General features: G+C 51.5%; 17 protein-coding genes and 4 pseudogenes. 12 read left to right on the forward strand and 9 right to left on the reverse strand.

The window, feature by feature from the left end:
- Positions 1–26: 26 nt before the first annotated feature.
- Together HCK03_RS15745 and HCK03_RS15750 are read left to right on the forward strand one after the other, a co-directional pair.
- Complete coding sequence (locus tag HCK03_RS15745) at positions 27–734, forward strand: SDR family NAD(P)-dependent oxidoreductase (protein WP_167691870.1); 708 nt, start codon at positions 27–29, stop codon at positions 732–734.
- A gap of 302 nt (positions 735–1036) precedes the next feature.
- Positions 1037–2512 (forward strand): alpha/beta hydrolase, encoded by a 1476-nt coding sequence (locus HCK03_RS15750; protein ID WP_041145163.1) that lies wholly within the window; start codon positions 1037–1039, stop codon positions 2510–2512.
- A gap of 85 nt (positions 2513–2597) precedes the next feature.
- On the opposite strand, the pseudogene HCK03_RS15755 reads toward HCK03_RS15750, so the two are convergent.
- Positions 2598–2720, reverse strand: a pseudogene (locus HCK03_RS15755) (OmpW family outer membrane protein); the annotation flags it as partial.
- 601 nt (positions 2721–3321) lie between these two features.
- Here HCK03_RS15755 and HCK03_RS15760 point away from each other — a divergent pair.
- Positions 3322–4743, forward strand: coding sequence for a PIN-like domain-containing protein (locus HCK03_RS15760; RefSeq protein ID WP_167691871.1), 1422 nt, complete (start codon positions 3322–3324; stop codon positions 4741–4743).
- Between the two features lie 22 nt (positions 4744–4765).
- Here the strand turns inward: HCK03_RS15760 and umuC are convergent.
- The 3 genes and pseudogenes from umuC to HCK03_RS15775 all read right to left on the reverse strand — a co-directional run.
- Positions 4766–5810: pseudogene (umuC, locus tag HCK03_RS15765) on the reverse strand (translesion error-prone DNA polymerase V subunit UmuC); the annotation flags it as partial.
- Positions 5811–5814: 4 nt separating this feature from the next.
- Positions 5815–5904, reverse strand: a pseudogene (locus tag HCK03_RS15770) (S24 family peptidase); the annotation flags it as partial.
- A gap of 229 nt (positions 5905–6133) precedes the next feature.
- Positions 6134–6736 carry a TetR/AcrR family transcriptional regulator gene (locus HCK03_RS15775; protein ID WP_041145160.1) on the reverse strand — a complete coding sequence of 201 codons (603 nt, stop codon included), beginning with the start codon at positions 6734–6736 and terminating at the stop codon, positions 6134–6136.
- A gap of 144 nt (positions 6737–6880) precedes the next feature.
- Here HCK03_RS15775 and HCK03_RS15780 point away from each other — a divergent pair, with 144 nt between their 5' ends.
- Positions 6881–7288: a RidA family protein gene (locus tag HCK03_RS15780; protein WP_076945365.1), complete on the forward strand. Its 408-nt coding sequence runs from the start codon at positions 6881–6883 to the stop codon at positions 7286–7288.
- Between the two features lie 265 nt (positions 7289–7553).
- Here the strand turns inward: HCK03_RS15780 and HCK03_RS15785 are convergent, their stop codons facing one another.
- Both HCK03_RS15785 and HCK03_RS15790 read right to left on the reverse strand, forming a co-directional pair.
- Entirely contained in the window at positions 7554–8045 is a 492-nt protein-coding gene (locus HCK03_RS15785) for a DMT family transporter (RefSeq protein WP_041145156.1), read from the reverse strand.
- A 9-nt stretch (positions 8046–8054) separates the two neighbouring features.
- Positions 8055–8489 carry a DMT family transporter gene (locus HCK03_RS15790; RefSeq protein ID WP_041145155.1) on the reverse strand — a complete coding sequence of 145 codons (435 nt, stop codon included), beginning with the start codon at positions 8487–8489 and terminating at the stop codon, positions 8055–8057.
- 99 nt (positions 8490–8588) lie between these two features.
- Between HCK03_RS15790 and HCK03_RS15795 the strand changes: the two genes are divergently transcribed.
- Together HCK03_RS15795 and HCK03_RS26485 are read left to right on the forward strand one after the other, a co-directional pair.
- A complete protein-coding gene (locus HCK03_RS15795; protein WP_167691872.1) occupies positions 8589–9524 on the forward strand; it encodes a LysR family transcriptional regulator in 936 nt (311 codons plus the stop codon).
- 50 nt (positions 9525–9574) lie between these two features.
- Positions 9575–9685 (forward strand): annotated as a pseudogene (locus tag HCK03_RS26485) (integrase); the annotation flags it as partial.
- Between the two features lie 32 nt (positions 9686–9717).
- Here HCK03_RS26485 and ompW read toward each other — a convergent pair.
- Positions 9718–10353, reverse strand: a complete 636-nt coding sequence (gene ompW / locus HCK03_RS15800) for an outer membrane protein OmpW (RefSeq protein ID WP_041145153.1) — start codon at positions 10351–10353, stop codon at positions 9718–9720.
- 363 nt (positions 10354–10716) lie between these two features.
- On the opposite strand from ompW, the gene HCK03_RS15805 reads away from it, so the two are divergent.
- Both HCK03_RS15805 and HCK03_RS15810 read left to right on the forward strand, forming a co-directional pair.
- Entirely contained in the window at positions 10717–11460 is a 744-nt protein-coding gene (locus HCK03_RS15805; RefSeq protein ID WP_167691873.1) for a YciC family protein, read from the forward strand.
- Between the two features lie 54 nt (positions 11461–11514).
- Entirely contained in the window at positions 11515–12051 is a 537-nt protein-coding gene (locus HCK03_RS15810; protein WP_045855040.1) for a septation protein A, read from the forward strand.
- A gap of 119 nt (positions 12052–12170) precedes the next feature.
- Here the strand turns inward: HCK03_RS15810 and HCK03_RS15815 are convergent, their stop codons facing one another.
- A complete protein-coding gene (locus HCK03_RS15815; protein ID WP_041145150.1) occupies positions 12171–12407 on the reverse strand; it encodes a hypothetical protein in 237 nt (78 codons plus the stop codon).
- Positions 12408–12590: 183 nt separating this feature from the next.
- Here HCK03_RS15815 and yciA point away from each other — a divergent pair, with 183 nt between their 5' ends.
- A complete protein-coding gene (gene yciA, locus HCK03_RS15820) occupies positions 12591–12989 on the forward strand; it encodes an acyl-CoA thioester hydrolase YciA (protein WP_041145149.1) in 399 nt (132 codons plus the stop codon).
- Positions 12990–13021: 32 nt separating this feature from the next.
- On the opposite strand, the gene HCK03_RS15825 is transcribed toward yciA, so the two are convergent.
- Complete coding sequence (locus HCK03_RS15825; protein ID WP_076945361.1) at positions 13022–13558, reverse strand: YniB family protein; 537 nt, start codon at positions 13556–13558, stop codon at positions 13022–13024.
- 151 nt (positions 13559–13709) lie between these two features.
- Here HCK03_RS15825 and hxpB point away from each other — a divergent pair, with 151 nt between their 5' ends.
- The 3 genes from hxpB (at position 13710) to HCK03_RS15840 (ending at position 15966) form a co-directional block, all read left to right on the forward strand.
- On the forward strand, positions 13710–14378 hold the full coding sequence (hxpB, locus tag HCK03_RS15830) for a hexitol phosphatase HxpB (protein WP_115193052.1): 669 nt from the start codon (positions 13710–13712) through the stop codon (positions 14376–14378).
- A gap of 144 nt (positions 14379–14522) precedes the next feature.
- The gene (gene kduD, locus HCK03_RS15835; RefSeq protein WP_167691874.1) at positions 14523–15284 is read left to right on the forward strand and encodes a 2-dehydro-3-deoxy-D-gluconate 5-dehydrogenase KduD; all 762 of its coding nucleotides are present in this window, start codon (positions 14523–14525) and stop codon (positions 15282–15284) included.
- 91 nt (positions 15285–15375) lie between these two features.
- Complete coding sequence (locus HCK03_RS15840; RefSeq protein WP_041145145.1) at positions 15376–15966, forward strand: metal-dependent hydrolase; 591 nt, start codon at positions 15376–15378, stop codon at positions 15964–15966.
- The last annotated feature ends 81 nt before the right edge of the window (positions 15967–16047 follow it).

The raw sequence follows: 16047 nt of genomic DNA on the forward strand, positions 1-16047 counted from the left end.
CTCACTCTTTACTGCGGATTTCGACTATGACCCCTCTTACTCATCACAGCATTTTAATCGTCGGCGCCTCTCGCGGGCTGGGCCACGCGATGGCCGCCGAATTTTTGCAGCACGGCTGGAACGTTATCGGCACCGTACGCGATATTGAGCACCCTACGCCGCTTCACCAGCTCGCCCGGGATAACCCCGGCCGGGTGCGCCTTGAAACGCTGGACGTCTGCGACGACGAGCAGCTGGCCGCCCTGGACCACAGGCTCTCGGGAAGCCGCCTGGAGATGCTCTTTGTCAATGCCGGAACCACCAACCGCGATCCTTCACAGACCATCGGCGAGGTCTCCACAGCGGAGTTTATGCAGGTGATGCAGACCAATGCCCTGGCGCCAATGCGGGTCATAGAGCGCCTGCAGCGCCACGTGACCCCGTCGGGATTGCTCGGCGTGATGTCTTCCGGACAGGGAAGTCTCGGCAATAACCTTAGCGGGCAGCGCGAGCTGTACAGAGGCAGCAAGGCCGCGCTGAATATGTTTATGCGCAGCTTTGCCGCCCGCGCGGCTGCGGCGACGCATCCGATGGTGGCGATGGCGCCGGGCTGGATCCGCACCGCACTGGGCGGCGACACGGCGCCGCTGACCATCGAGGAGACCATCCCCAGCCTGGTCAAAGTGCTGCTGGAGAAACGCCAGCGCCCGGGGCTGGAGTATCTGGATTATCAGGGCCGCACCGTGCCGTGGTGATGGGTACAGAACGGCAGGCGGGGTAAGGCACAAAGGCATCGAGAGCCGGCAGAGAACCACAGCAGGCCCTGGTCATACCGCGGCCAGGGCGGCAAGAGGCCTGGAATCGGTAACATCGGGATGGGTTCATCAACGGGGAGCACTCCAGCCCCTTTCGCGGGTTCGAAAAATAGCCCGCTTTCTACAGGGGATAACCCACCGAAAACGACTTAAGTTTTGCATAAGCGTCAAGACGGTCTGTATGTAACGCCTGATTTTATTTTATACTTAAAAAATATGGGATTAGGACAGGAACCAAAGCGATGAAATTCGCGAAGTGGTTAAAACGTATCGTATTCTCCTTACTTCTTTTAGTGGTTGGCGCTATTGGGATACGCCTGTATGACATTCAGCGCGGACCCGACCTGCAGCTCTGGCATACGTACGTCCCTGATGAGATGGACGCGGATGAGATCGACAGCGCAGACTGGAACGATTACATCAAGAGAGAAAATTCGCTCTTCAACGAAGTTAAACGTAACGTCACGGATAAGCTTGATGTTCAGCAGCAAACTGAACTGAATCGTTACTATGCCGATAGCCCTATCTATCCGGACACATTCCCAACAAACTGGAATCGGTCTTACATCATGATGCCGGACGCCAGGCCCAAAGGGGCAGTGGTGTTGTTGCATGGTCTGACGGATACCCCCTACAGCCTAAGGCATATTGCTAATAACTACCGTCAGCATGGCTATATCGCCATTGGGATCAGATTACCGGGGCACGGCACCGTCCCTGCAGCATTGACCGACGTGAACTGGCAGGACTGGCTTGCCGCAACGCGCCTTGCGGTGAGAGAAGCGCAAAAGCTTGCTGGTCACGATGTGCCGCTGCATATGGTCGGATTTTCCAATGGCGGTGCTCTGGCGATGAAATATACGCTGGACGCACTGGATAATCCCGGCCTGGCTAAGCCACAGCGCGTGATCCTGATTTCGCCGATGATTGGTATTACGAGCTTCGCGCGTTTTTCCGGCCTGGCGGGTTGGCCTGCGTTTCTACCCGCATTCGCCAAAGCCGCATGGTTAGGCATAATGCCGGAGTTCAATCCGTTTAAATATAACTCATTCCCGACCAATGCCGCCCGCCAGTCGTTCCTGCTGACAAAGGCGCTTCAGAGCCAAATTATCACTGACTCGCGTAACAAAAAAATGGCAAGCCTACCTCCGGTGCTGACATTTCAATCGGTCATGGATTCAACCGTCAGTACGCGGGCGATCGTCACGGCGTTGTACAACCGTTTACCGGATAACGGCAGTGAAATAGTGTTGTTCGATTTGAATCATGCGGTGAGGTTTAATTCGTTATTACGCAGAACATCATACACCGCGCTGTCCCGGTTGCTCCCTGCAGCTCCGCGGCTTTATAGCACCACGATCATCACTAACGCGAATCCTGGCACGACAGAAATGGAGATCCGCACCACGCCGGCCGGGAAAACAGAACAATCTGTGGAAAAACTACAGGGGCAGCGCTATTTGCCGGACGTCTACTCCCTTTCCCACGTTGCTCTCCCCTTCCCTTTAAGTGACTCCTTATATGGGCGCTATCCACATCCGCTAAATCAATATGGTATCAGCCTCGGGACATTTGCTGCCCGTGGCGAGCGCTCGGTGCTTGTTGTTGGGCTGGATTCACTCATGCGCCAGTCTTCAAATCCATTCTTCCCCTATATGATTACGCGGATCGATGAAGGAATCGACGCCGGTGCCGCCGCCGCTCCCGGCAGTGATTGATTTCGGCTGCGGCGTCGAATGACCCGGTCGCACCGGCAAGGCGGGTCATATCATGATCCGCCTTGCCGGAATTTTGCAGTAGAAATCAGAACCGATATTCCGCAGAGAACATAAACACCCACGGATCCAGGCGGGTACTGACCTTCTGGTCCACGCCGCCGGCTTTGAATTTCACATCGGTGTCGATATCCATGTACCACACCGACACACCACCAGGAAAAGAGTAATGACATGTTTTTTAAGAGAAAATCCTTGTATTAGCATGTCAAAATAAGGTTTTATTGCGCGCATTTAACATGTTGATTTTCCTGAAAATAAAATTTTTTTGCAGAACGATCTTTTTGTTTGAAATGTAATAATTCCTCATCAAAAGACCGGTTTTCAAGACCGGAGAAATGAATATTAAAATCAATACGATACTTTAAAAAACACGTTAATTACTCATATTTAGAACCTATTTTAATCAAGAAGTTAAGCACTTCTGGTGATTTAGTATTCCAGCATTTTTTGAACGCACTATCCTCATATGCTGATACTTCCCCTACATTTTATTTGAATGTTAGGAATACTCGCGACAGTTGTGAACGCTGTGATGAAGCGAAGATTTTGTGACTGTAATCACAACTGACGACTTAGAGATTGTCGACATGCAAAGTGCTGGGCAATCGTGCCGTCTTTTCCGCGGAGTACACTTAAGATACTGTGTCGTGTAAAGAGATTAATGTACATAGCCAGAGTAAATCTGTTGTAGACAATATTCTAGCTCTGATATGGTATAGGAAATCTCTTCTGTTAACGTGGGATATGTAATGAAAAAAAAATTTTGCGGATTTTACACTCCTAAACAAAATGATTATAAGAAGATATGGAATGATAAAGATACGATATTTATTTTTGATACAAATACTTTATTAAATTTATATAGATGCGAAGAACAAACAAAGGATGATATATTTGCAGTGATGAAAATGTTATCCTCCAGGTCATGGTTTCCATTTCACGTATGCTTAGAATATCAAAAAAATCGAATTAATGTCATTTCTCAAAGCATAAAAAGCCTTGAAAAACTTAAAAAAGGCATTACTTCTCTTGTCAATTCAACTGACAATGCACTTTCCGATGCTCAAGTAAAAAAACATTTGTACGCTTCACTATCTGAAGAAGTTTCTTCACTGAAAGATTCTTTATCCACATCAATCAATGATTTTATAAAGCAAAAAATTGAACCGAGAATAAAAATAAAAGAAAAAACTAAGGAATCAGATCTTATCAGAAAAAATCTTGATGAAATCATTGGGGAAAACTGTGGAGAAATTCCCGAACAAGATTTAATAGACACTATTAATACTGAAGGTGCGCTAAGATATTCTAAAAAAATCCCTCCAGGCTTTATGGATGAGAAAGAAAAAGGAGAAGGCATAAGTTTTTATAACGGAGTGGAGTTCAAAGATAAATTTGGCGATTTATATTTATGGAAGGAAATATTAAACTTTGCTAAAAGTCATGATGACTGCAATATAATATTTATTACTGATGATTCAAAAAAGGACTGGTGGTTCAGTCATGATAATAAAACTATCGGGCCAAGCGAACCTCTGCAAACAGAAATTTACTTTAATAGTAATATTAAAAGCTTTAGAATGATAAGTCACTCTAGTTTTTTATACGAAGCCGGAGAATACTTAGAAAACTCACAGATAAAACAATCATCGGTTGATGATATTAAAGAAATCTCATCCGAGAGTTTCAACAAAGCAATAAAAACGTTGTTCAACTCAAATTCACACACTTCTTCGAAACCATCTGGCCTTTATGATTTGTCAAAATCAGACATTGTTAGTTTTGATTATATTATTGACAAGCCATTTGAAACCTCATTTTTGAAAGAGAACATTGATACTATTGAAGACATAATTGACATTTATAATCATTTCCAATCCAAGTATGAAGAACTAAATAAAAGATACATTGAGTTAAGTGAACTTGTAGACTTTGAGTATGATATAACCTCTGACAATATGGATTTATACAATGAGAGAATATTGCGATTAAAAAAAATAAAAACAAAAATGAACCAATTATGCAACTCACTTGATTTGTTCAAAACTGTTGTAAACACTTCCGAAGTTACTGGCATTCAAGCAAACACTGAGATCTTAATATCTAATATCTCAGTTCAAATTAAAACAATAAAAAGGATGTTGTTTAGTTTGAAAAGAGTGTTGAAATAACTGAATGTATTAAAGGGGGAGGTTATTTTACAATTAAAATATCTTTAAATTGTGTTGTATAGCGCGGGGATACCATCTCGCGCTTCATTTGCCAGGCGGTCTTTATCCCCTGCCCTGCAAAATATAGCGTCCCCCTGCCATCCTTCGCGTTGAGATGGTCGAGAACTTCCATTAACTTTTCGCTGTTCTGCCGTGGTGCGTTGTCATCGAACCGATTCAACTGTGCCACGCCCTGGCTGTAGAAATCCCCCAGCATTACTCCTGCTTTCTGGTAGCGATGCCCGTCTCGCCATATCGCGTCGAGGCATTTCGTCGCCGCGGTGATGATGTCGCGGCTGTCCTGGGTTGGCGTTAGCAGCTTTACCGATGCGCTGTTACCGTAGTACGGTTCATTCAGCGCAAACGGGCTGGTTTTAACGAACGCAGAGATGAAGCGGCAGTACTGATGCTCGCCACGGAGTTTCTCCGCTGCGCGCGATGCGTAGCTGCAGATCGCCTGCCTCATCTCATGGTATTCCGTAATTCGGCCGCCGAACGAGCGGCTGCAGACTATTTCCTGTTTTACCGGCGCGAACACCTCCACCACGCAGCTCCCGCACGGTTCGCTCCAGCACCACATTAAAATGTTTCCGGATAAAACGGATATCGGTATCAGCCAGCTGCAGCACAGTTTTAATCCCCATAGCCTCTAGTTTTTTACTGATGCGGCGCCCGATGCCCCACACTTCATGAATCGGCAGTGCGCCCATCAGTTTGCGCTGCTTCTCAATATTGGAAAGATCCACGACCCCGCCGGTCTGCCGCTGCCATTGTTTAGCCGCATGGTTTGCCAGCTTGGCGAGTGTTTTAGTTTGGGCGATTCCCACGCCTACGGTTAGATGTGTCCTGCATAACACTGTCTCACGTATCTCCCGGCCAAAATCGGTAAGGTCCCGGCAGTTACGAACACTGGTGAAATCGCAAAAAGCTTCATCGATACTGTAAATTTCGCACCGCGGTGAGAGCTCTTCCAGCGTCGTCATCACGCGATTGGACATATCTGCGTAGAGCTCGTAATTACTGTTGAAGCTTTCGCGAGCTATCGACGACCAGGAGATCTCCCTCACTGATGCCACCCTCGATCATGCTATCTCCGGCTGCCTTAACGAAATAAGTAGTTGCATAAAAAAACCCGCCGTAGCGGGTTGAATTGACAAGGTTTATTTTTCGTTACGGCCGGACATATCAAAGTAGTACGCGTCACTGGCTCGTGGTATCTGGAGCCTTGATCCACATTTGTAGCGCTCACATTCCGTAAAATGTAAGAGAGTAAAGTCCGCTTCTGGCACATAGCTGTCAGATCAGATGTAATTACCCATCCGCACTGCAATATATTAGCTCAAACATCTCATCATATTTTATTGGAACTGTTCCGTAAGCCGCTTGCCAGTTGCGTAAACGCTTCAATAATTTTTGGCAGCGCCTGCTGCGGATCGTCGCTCGCAGCAATCCAAAGTGCGGAATTCAGCGCGGCACTGTTTAACAGATGTGCAGCGGCATCCGCGTCAACCGATTTAAGTACACCTCGTTCGATCAAATTTATGACGGTCTGTCGGGTGGATTCGAGGCAACTATTTTGGCTGGGCCATTGTGCAGGATCCCCAAGGAAAGCCGGGCCATCAAGCAGAACGATACGCCTTACTTCTGTATCCAGCGCCATCTTAATGTAGGCAATCCCTTCAGCCAGCAGCCTTTCCCAGTCGTCACCGGCATTCGCGGCGGCGGCTTTGGCTCGTTGTGCCATTTCACCATCTACTTGAGCAACAACAGCGGCAAGCAGCCCCTTTTTATCACCAAAGTTGTGGTATAGCGCCCCGCGTGTCAGGCCAACGCTGGCGGTTAATTCATCCATCGATGCGGTAGCAAAACCTCTTTCGGCAAAGTGCTTCCGGGCTGCCGTAATCAATTTGGCTCGGTTCTCTTCCATTGTTTCGGCACGGCGTTTGGCGGCCATACGATCTCCTTTTTGACATACGTAACGAATGTCATTTGACATACGCGGCGTATGTGTGATTAATTCAACATACGCCGCGTATATTAAATCAATTTTGCATACCGCGCATCCCGCATCACACATTGACTTAAGAAAGGAAATGCCATGATCCAGCGTGAACCTATTTTCCCTGTTAACCGCCATGCTCTCTATGAAGAGCACGGTTATTCCGCCGCGATCCGTTCTGGCGATATGTTGTTCGTTTCCGGTCAGGTTGGCAGCCGCGCCGACGGTACGCCGGAGCCGGATTTTGCCGCACAGGTTCAACTTGCGTTTGATAACCTGGCAGCAACGCTTGCAGCTGCTGGTTGTACATTTGACGACCTACTTGATGTCACCACTTTTCATACTGACCCGGAAAATCAGTTTCCGAAAATTATGCAGGTGAAACAGTCAATTTTCCCGAAGCCCCCTTACCCGAACTGGACAGCTGTTGGAGTTACCTGGCTTGCGGGATTCGATTTTGAAATTAAGGTCATTGCCCGAATTCCAGCATCAACCTCCGCAGGTTGAAAGGCCTTGATGTTAGTGGCGGCCTCATCAACGAGATGAGGCCGCCACCATGAAAAGCGTTGTTTCAGAACCGACATCATATCCGCTTCTGGCACGAAGCGGTCATCTGACAGACCTGAAGGTCCGTTGTGAGTGAGGAGAGGACATTCCAGCTTTGCCCTGCCCCGGACATCTGAATTTAGCCTGGGCATTGCAGTGTAATAGCTGAAGAGTGTCAGGACATTTCTGGCACTCTTCAGACAGTGTTCATCTGAACTGGCTGGGCTTATCTATTAGGTGCTTCCTGCTGCAGGGGCTTTTTCGCCGGAGCGGCTTTTGACTTGCTGCTGGAATAAATGAAAAACAGCGCGATACCCAGGCAGATGATGGCGCCGAGTCGGCTCATCGAGAACGGAATCGACTCATTGCCCAGCCAGCCGAAGTTATCGATCAGCATGCTCATGGTCAGCTGGCCAAAAATGACGGCGACCGTGGCAACTGCAGCGCCAATGCGCTGGACGGCCAGTACCATAATGACGATATACGGCACGCCAAACATTGCACCCAGCAACTGCCATTTAGGCACGTCCATCAGGGTTAGGGTGTGTTTGGGTTCGAAGAAGAAGATCAGCAGTCCCGTCACCAGCGCGCCAATCGAAAATGTCAGGAACGCACTTTTGAATACGCCAACCTTGCTGCCCAGTTGGCCGTTGATAGCAGCCTGGATACTCAGCATGGCACCACCGACGACAGCGAGAAGAATCATCATAATAGTCATAATATTACCTTACCCCTGTGCAACCATAACCAGCGCTGTAATGATGAAAATCAGCGCGATGAAGCGTTTGCTGTCAATTTTCCTGTGCCGCGTACCGAGAAGGCCGAAGTGGTCAATAATCAGGCTCTTGGAGACCTGGCCTGCCAGGATGCCGATCATGGTCATGCCAATGCCGATTATCGGCGTTGCCACGGTCAGGATGATGACGTAAATCGGCCCAAGTACGCCGCCAAGCAGGTGCCAGGAAGGCTGCGCAAAGAATGACGGGCTGTTACGCGGGCTGAAAAACAGCATCAGCAGGAAGGTCAGCGCCGCGCCCACGCCAAATACGCTGAAGGTGGCCCAGAGGTCACCGACCTTCCCACCCAGTGGCCCGAGCAATCCTGCCTCTACGGACAGTCCCATGCCTCCGGCAATTACAATTAAAATCAGTATCAGTTGCATAGCAATCAATCTCCAGTTCTTCAGACGGAGAAGATTACGCCTTAACATGAATGAGAAAAATGCCATAATAAGCTAAACACCTGTGTAGAATATGCATTAATGAATGAGCCAAGAAACATCAGCATACGCACCCTGCTGATTTTTATAGACGTTTATGAAGCGCAGAATTTCTCTGTGGTGGCGCGGCGGGAAGGGATATCAGCCTCTCAGGTATCGCGCGTCATCCATCAGATGGAGGATGCGCTCGGGCAGCAGCTCTTTTACCGCAATACCCGGGCGATCATCCCGACGGAAAGCGGCCATCTTTTCATACGCTATGCGCGGGCCATGACGGGAAGTCTGGAGGAGGCGCGGCGGGAACTCAACGAGAGAGCACTTGAGCCTTCAGGAATGGTCCGCATAAACGCACCGGTGTTCTTTGGACAGCGGCATGTGGCACCAGCGTTACCCGGCCTGACTGAGCGATATCCGAGGCTCAGCATTGAGCTCACATTGACCGATGATTATATCGATCCGCACAGGGACCCGGCTGACGTAATTTTCCGGATTGGCGCGCTGACAGATTCCTCATTTCATGCACGCGTGTTTGGCCAGCAGTTCTATCATCTTGCCGCGTCACCGGATTACATCCGCCGGCATGGCATGCCTGAATCACCTGAAGAGCTTGCACGTCATAAATGTTTGGTCTATCGAGGTTCATCAGGAGCAAACCGCTGGTTGCTGCGCAGGCAGGAAGAGGAATGGGTGCACTATCCCGTCTCGCCCCTGATGTCATCCAATAATGCTGAAACTCTGCTGGTTGCTGCACTCGGAGGGATGGGAATCGTGCTGTTTCCTGACTGGCTGATTGGAGACCGGCTAAAGAGTGGTGAGCTTGTCGGGCTGCTGCCGGATCTCGACAAGTCCATAAAAACGGAGCCGCAGCACATCGCGGCAATCTATCCGAATACCCGCCACCCTCCGCTGAACGTTCGGACGATTATCGATTACTACCTTGACGCGTTCGGTTCACCGCTTTACTGGCAGTCTGAATAAGATATCCGTCATTATTGCACTTCTTGAAACCGGCTTTGACGCATTGAAGGTACCGGGAACAGGGTGTAAACACTCAGATCCTGCTCGGTCATACGAACAAAACAATGACCGACAGGTACAATGACTCACGCGGAAAAGAATGGAAAAAACTGGTCATATAATGACCAGTTTTACTGGAGTTTTGCAGAAGAATTCAGAACCGGTATCCCGCAGAGAACATAAACACCCACGGATCCAGGCGGGTACTGACTTTCTGGTCCACGCCGCCGGCCTTAAATTTCACATCGGTGTCGATATCCATGTACCACACCGACATATTGAGCAGCCAGTCGCGGTTAATCAGATAGTCCAGACCTACCTGCCCGGCGGCGCCCCACGAATCCTTGAGGCTCAGATCGGAGAGCCCGGCGTCTTTGCCGGTATCGTTAAAGTCTTCGTTAAAGAAGGTGGTGTAGTTAATACCGGCGCCGATATAAGGGCGCACCTTGCTTTGCGCATCGCCAAAATACCACTGCGCCATCAGGGTTGGCGGCAGCTGGTGTACCGTGGCGATAGTGCCCGTCGGGCCGGTGCCGACCTTATGGCGAAACGGCGTGGCCGCCAGCAGCTCGATGCCGATATTATCTGTCGCCATATAGGTGAAGGTTAATCCCAGCTGCGTGTTATTGCTGACGTTAAAACTGCCCAGACTATTTAACACGTTGTCAGAACCTTCCGTCGGACGCACGGTGGCCGAACCTGCGCGAATGAAAAACTCTCCGGCTTCGTGCGCCCAGACGCCCCCGGAAAGCGTACTCAAAATTAATCCTACCGCTGCTAACTTCTTCATATCCACTTCCTCATTATGGTTATTCAGCGCGGAGAATATACCCACAATGAGTTAAGTTTGATCCAACATAGATCACACAAAATCATTAGTTTTAACATTTGTTGATCCAGATTAATTTTTACAGCAGGATGCAATAAGCGAATGATTAAGCAGATCAATTTTCGCCATATTTCGTCGCCGACGCACCGGCGCCCCGCTTTTACGGCGACAGCGCCCGCGGCAAAAGCCATACTCAGCGGGATACGGCGCTCACTCCTCTTTACAAAGATATACTTAGCCTGGCGTGAGCAGAGGCTGCTACGCTGAAGCGATTTGCGGTACAATCGCCGGCTAGTTAACACCTGCAATACTCAAGGAGAGTGCATGTCTATCACGGCGAAGTCCGTCTACCGTGACACGGGAAATTTTTTTCGTAATCAGTTCATTACCATTTTGCTGGTTGCGTTGTTGTGCGCGCTAATAACGGTAGTCCTTGGTCACGCGTTTTCACCCAGCGAAGAGCAGCTCTCGATTCTGAGCGAAGGCGATAATCTGGCGGGTAGCGCAGGCTTGTTTGAGCTGGTACAGAACATGACGCCGGAGCAGCAGCAGGTTCTGCTGCGCGCCTCTGCGGCCTCAACCTTCTCCGGACTGGTGGGTAACGCCATCCTTGCAGGCGGCGTGCTGCTGATAATTCAGCTGGTCTCTGCCGGGCAGCGCGTCAGCGCTCTGCGCGCGATTGGCGCCGCGGCGCCGGTTCTGCCAAAGCTGCTGCTGCTGATCCTGTTCACCACCTTCCTGGTGCAGATCGGGATGATGCTGGTGCTGGTGCCGGGCGTGCTGTTAGCCATCGTGCTGGCCTTTGCTCCGATTATGCTGGTGCAGGATAAGCTGGGGATCCTCAGCGCTATGCGCGGCAGCATCCGCCTGGCGTGGGCAAATATGCGCCTGGTGGCGCCGGCGGTGCTCGGCTGGCTGCTGGCCAAAACCGCGCTGCTGCTGCTGGCTTCCAGCTTTGCGGTGCTGACGCCAAACGTCGGCGCGGTGGTTATCAATACCATCAGCAACCTGATTTCCGCACTGTTGCTGATCTATTTATTCCGCCTGTATATGCTTATCCGCAACTAAATTTAACCAGGGTCGGGAAACCTCCCGACCCGCTCTGAACTACGGAACCTATGCATGAAGCAGTTTCTGGATTTTTTACCGCTGGTCGTCTTCTTCGCATTCTATAAGCTCTACGATATCTACGCCGCCACCACGGCGCTGATTGTCGCCACCGCGGTGGTGCTGATCTACACCTGGGTGCGCTATCGCAAAATTGAGAAAATGGCGCTGATCACCTTCGTGCTGGTCGCCGTTTTTGGCGGCCTGACGATCTTCTTCCATAACGACGAGTTTATTAAATGGAAGGTGACCGTTATCTACGTGCTGTTCGCCGGCGCCCTGCTGTTTAGCCAGTGGGTCATGAAAAAGCCGCTGATTCAGCGCATGCTCGGCAAAGAGCTGACGCTGCCGCAGCACGTGTGGTCACGTTTAAACCTCGCCTGGGCGGTGTTTTTCATCCTCTGCGGGCTGGCGAATATCTACATTGCGTTCTGGCTGCCGCAGAACATTTGGGTCAACTTCAAGGTCTTTGGCCTGACCGCCCTGACCCTGGTCTTCACCCTGCTGAGCGGCGTCTATATCTACCGCCATATGCCGCAGGATGACAAGTAATCGATAAAGGCCCGTCGCGCTGATTGCGCGTTTAACGCTAAAAAGCACGCCTGCGGATTCAAAAAACGCAAAGCGTGCTTTTTTTTCGCCGCAGCGCAGGGTTTGCGGCAAAATCCGGCCTAGGGTTTGCTCCTGCTGAGGGCGGCAAACCAGTCATACTTCTGCCGCGTGCCGATCTCTTTTTCTCCCTCATCTAACTTGATGAGAAATCTGCGCTTATTGATGTCATCCAGGTTAAAGAAGTAAGGCGCCAGGCGCTGCGATAAGGCCCCGTACATTGCCTGGGCGATCCCTTCCCCGGCCTCTTCCCCGTGCTTCTCGAATTCATCTTTTATCGCCTGGAAATCGTCGTTCATGCCCGCGTCCTCAACTTATACAGAGGAAGTGAGTATGATTTAGCCGTCATACATTTTCCATACCCCTTAATTTTTTAGCCGGCCCGGCGCTGGCTAACGGCCAGAGCAGCAACGGCTATTCTCACGCGGCGGTTTTCATAGTAGCATCGCGCCAGATCTTCATTGACCCTGACAGAGTACAGAATGACAACAACGGATCTCGTCCCGAAGGGCGAAATGGTTTTACGCACCCTGGCAATGCCGGCAGATACCAATGCGAATGGCGATATTTTTGGCGGCTGGCTGATGTCGCAGATGGATATCGGCGGCGCGATTATGGCCAAAGAGATTGCCCACGGCCGCGTGGTTACCGTCCGCGTGGACGGCATGACCTTTTTGCGCCCGGTGGCCGTCGGCGACGTGGTGTGCTGCTACGCTCGCTGCGTAAAGCGCGGCAATACTTCTATCACCATTAATATCGAAGTGTGGGTGAAAAAGGTCTCATCTGAGCCTATTGGCCAGCGCTACAAGGCAACGGAAGCGCTATTTATTTACGTGGCGGTGGATAACCAGGGCAAACCGCGCGCCATTCCCGGCGAGTGACACATTGCCCGGCGTGCCGGGCAATTTATCGCTTACAGGAAGCCGAGCAGAGAAAAGCAGAAGTAGCCGATAATAATGATCACCACCGGCAGAACGTACAGCGGGAAATACTGCACCAGGATGGTGTGGCGCGGCACCACGATACGTTCGGCGATTTGCTCCCGCGTCAGACCTTCCGCACCTTTGGCCTGTTCCAGAATCAGCTGATCCTCAACCCCTTCACGAAGGAACTTCGCCTGGCGGCTCATGCGCGCGCCGGATGCCTGCAGCGCCATCCCGACGAAGACCAGAATATAGATTATCCAGAAGCCAACGTTGAGGCCGTGCTTAAAGTCCGGCAGCGGCGAGTTGTACCAGAAAAAGTTAAGAAACGGCGTATTAAAACGCATCATTTCAATCATGACGTGCGCAAAATCCATCATCACCGCGTCAATACCCGGCTTCTTCTCGCTGTGCTCATACATAAACTTCAGTACGGAAATCAGCGTCGATAGTATCGCCGGAATAAAGATGACCCACCCCAAAATACGTTTAAGTACTGCAATGCGTCCAGCTTGTTGATACGTCATGGGTTCCCCTTGTTTAAGACGCCTTCACTGCCAAGAACCAACCGGTCAGGTTCTAAGTCTACCTTCACTGGCGAATTTCGCCCAATAAAGCGCGGTATGATATACCATGAACGCAAATTGGTTATCGACTTACGCTACAGGAGAGGGACATATGTCAGCCAGGCGCCAAATTCATGCCGCAATCTTCGATATGGATGGATTACTGATTGATTCTGAGCCGCTATGGGATCAGGCGGAGCTGGAGGTGATAGCCAGCCTCGGGGTAGATACCAGCCGTCGCGGCGAACTGCCCGATATTCTCGGGTTACGCATCGATTTAGTGGTGGACCTGTGGTTTGCACAGCAGCCGTGGACCGGGCCGGATCGCGCCGACGTCACCGCGCGTATCATCAGCCGGGCCATTGAGCTGGTGGAAGCCTCGCGCCCGCTGCTGCCGGGCGTGCGCGAAGCCGTGGCGCTGTGCAAGGCCCAGGGGCTGAAGATCGGCCTCGCCTCCGCCTCGCCGCTGCGGATGCTGGAAAAAGTGCTCACCATGTTTGAGCTGCGCGACCAGTTTGACGCCCTGGCCTCCGCCGAACTGCTGACCTACAGCAAACCGCATCCGCAGGTCTATCTCGACTGCGCGGCAAAGCTCGGCGTCGACCCGATGCACTGCGTGGCGCTGGAGGACTCGATTAACGGCATGATCGCCTGTAAAGCGGCGCGCATGCGCTCAATCGTGATCCCCGCCGAGGAGCATAGCCACGACCGTCGCTTTGCCCTCGCCGACGTTCAGCTAACGACGCTGGCGGCGCTTAGCGTCAGCGACCTGCGCGGCTAACATGCCGGCGTGATGAGGGAGCAGCGGCTGCCTCATCACATAAAATAAAACACCGTTTCATTTTTAATTGTATTTTCCCGCAGGTGCCTCTATGCTGGCTGTAACGGCGTGTACTCACGCATACATCAGCATACGGAGGGACATATGGGACTTAACGCCTTCGATCTTACGGGTAAGGTCGCGATCGTGACGGGATGTGACACTGGACTGGGTCAGGGAATGGCCGTCGGGCTTGCCGAAGCCGGGTGCGATATCGTCAGCGTCAACCGTAAGGTCCCGCACGAAACCGCAGAAAAAGTCCGGGCGCTGGGCCGCCGCTTCAGCGCGATTCAGGCGGATCTCAGCCGCCAGGACGAGATAAGCCAAATCGTGGCGACAGCCGTTGCCGCCATGGGGCGGATAGATATCCTGGTCAACAATGCCGGAACAATTCGTCGCGCCGACGCGCTCGAGTTTAGCGAGCGCGACTGGGACGACGTCATGAACCTCAACCTGAAGTCGGTGTTCTTTTTATCCCAGGCGGTCGCCCGGCAGTTTATTCAGCAGGGCGGCGGCGGCAAGATCGTTAACATCGCCTCGATGCTCTCCTTCCAGGGCGGAATTCGCGTCCCCTCCTATACCGCCTCAAAGAGCGGCGTGCTCGGCCTGACCCGCCTGATGGCCAACGAATGGGCGGAACATAGAATTAACGTTAACGCCATCGCGCCGGGCTATATGGCGACCAATAATACCCGACAGCTGCGTGACGATAGCGAGCGCAGTAAAGAGATCCTCGACCGCATCCCCGCCGGGCGCTGGGGGCGACCGGACGATTTGCAGGGACCGGTGGTGTTCCTCGCCTCCGCCGCGGCGGATTACGTGAACGGCTACACCCTGGCGGTGGACGGCGGGTGGCTGGCACGCTGACAATTTTGTGACAAAGAGTTACACCGTCACCTCTTTCACACACTGTATAAAAACCCTATACTGTATGAATTGACAGTTTAGGGTTTTTATCATGACGGCGGAAGGCCATCTCTTCTTTTCTATCGCCTGTGCGGTATTTGCTAAAAATGCGGAACTCACGCCCGTGCTGGCACAGGGCGACTGGTGGCATATCGTCCCGTCCGCGGTGCTGACCTGCCTGCTGCCCGATATCGATCACCCTAAATCATTTCTCGGCCAGCGGCTGAGCTGGGTCTCCAGGCCGGTGGCGCGCGCGTTTGGCCATCGGGGATTCACCCACAGCCTGCTGGCGGTATTCGCGGCGATCACCCTGTTCTATCTGAAAGTCCCGGAAAGCTGGTTTGTGCCCGCCGACGCGCTGCAGGGGCTGGTGCTCGGCTATCTCAGCCATATTCTTGCCGATATGCTGACCCCCGCCGGGGTGCCGCTGCTGTGGCCCTGCCGCTGGCGTTTTCGCCTGCCCATCCTGGCGCCGCGCAAGGGCAACCAGCTGGAGCGCGCGCTGTGCATGGCGCTGTTTGTCTACGCGGTGTGGATGCCGCAGACTTTCGCCGATAATAGCGCCGTTCGCTGGTCGTCCGGCATGATTAATACGCTGCAGATAACCTTCAATCGCTTTATTAGTCAGCAGACCGGGCGATAAATAAACGAAATATCAAATTAGTTATAATCAATTCCATTTGAATATAAGGAATGAATTCCGCTTCTGCTAACCTTGCGCCAT

It is taken from the genome of Klebsiella terrigena, from assembly GCF_012029655.1.
Classification (GTDB): Bacteria; Pseudomonadota; Gammaproteobacteria; order Enterobacterales; family Enterobacteriaceae; genus Klebsiella; species Klebsiella terrigena.

Coding starts and splice junctions, on each gene's coding strand:
- ompW (WP_041145153.1), bottom strand. CDS start 10,353: ATGAAGAAGTTAGCAGCGGTAGGATTAATTTTGAGTACGCTTTCCGGG.
- HCK03_RS15775 (WP_041145160.1), bottom strand. CDS start 6,736: ATGGCCGCCAAACGCCGTGCCGAAACAATGGAAGAGAACCGAGCCAAA.
- HCK03_RS15840 (WP_041145145.1), top strand. CDS start 15,376: ATGACGGCGGAAGGCCATCTCTTCTTTTCTATCGCCTGTGCGGTATTT.
- HCK03_RS15795 (WP_167691872.1), top strand. CDS start 8,589: ATGAATGAGCCAAGAAACATCAGCATACGCACCCTGCTGATTTTTATA.
- HCK03_RS15745 (WP_167691870.1), top strand. CDS start 27: ATGACCCCTCTTACTCATCACAGCATTTTAATCGTCGGCGCCTCTCGC.
- kduD (WP_167691874.1), top strand. CDS start 14,523: ATGGGACTTAACGCCTTCGATCTTACGGGTAAGGTCGCGATCGTGACG.
- HCK03_RS15815 (WP_041145150.1), bottom strand. CDS start 12,407: ATGAACGACGATTTCCAGGCGATAAAAGATGAATTCGAGAAGCACGGG.
- HCK03_RS15825 (WP_076945361.1), bottom strand. CDS start 13,558: ATGACGTATCAACAAGCTGGACGCATTGCAGTACTTAAACGTATTTTG.
- hxpB (WP_115193052.1), top strand. CDS start 13,710: ATGTCAGCCAGGCGCCAAATTCATGCCGCAATCTTCGATATGGATGGA.
- HCK03_RS15805 (WP_167691873.1), top strand. CDS start 10,717: ATGTCTATCACGGCGAAGTCCGTCTACCGTGACACGGGAAATTTTTTT.
- HCK03_RS15785 (WP_041145156.1), bottom strand. CDS start 8,045: ATGACTATTATGATGATTCTTCTCGCTGTCGTCGGTGGTGCCATGCTG.
- HCK03_RS15790 (WP_041145155.1), bottom strand. CDS start 8,489: ATGCAACTGATACTGATTTTAATTGTAATTGCCGGAGGCATGGGACTG.
- HCK03_RS15780 (WP_076945365.1), top strand. CDS start 6,881: ATGATCCAGCGTGAACCTATTTTCCCTGTTAACCGCCATGCTCTCTAT.
- HCK03_RS15810 (WP_045855040.1), top strand. CDS start 11,515: ATGAAGCAGTTTCTGGATTTTTTACCGCTGGTCGTCTTCTTCGCATTC.
- HCK03_RS15760 (WP_167691871.1), top strand. CDS start 3,322: ATGAAAAAAAAATTTTGCGGATTTTACACTCCTAAACAAAATGATTAT.
- HCK03_RS15750 (WP_041145163.1), top strand. CDS start 1,037: ATGAAATTCGCGAAGTGGTTAAAACGTATCGTATTCTCCTTACTTCTT.
- yciA (WP_041145149.1), top strand. CDS start 12,591: ATGACAACAACGGATCTCGTCCCGAAGGGCGAAATGGTTTTACGCACC.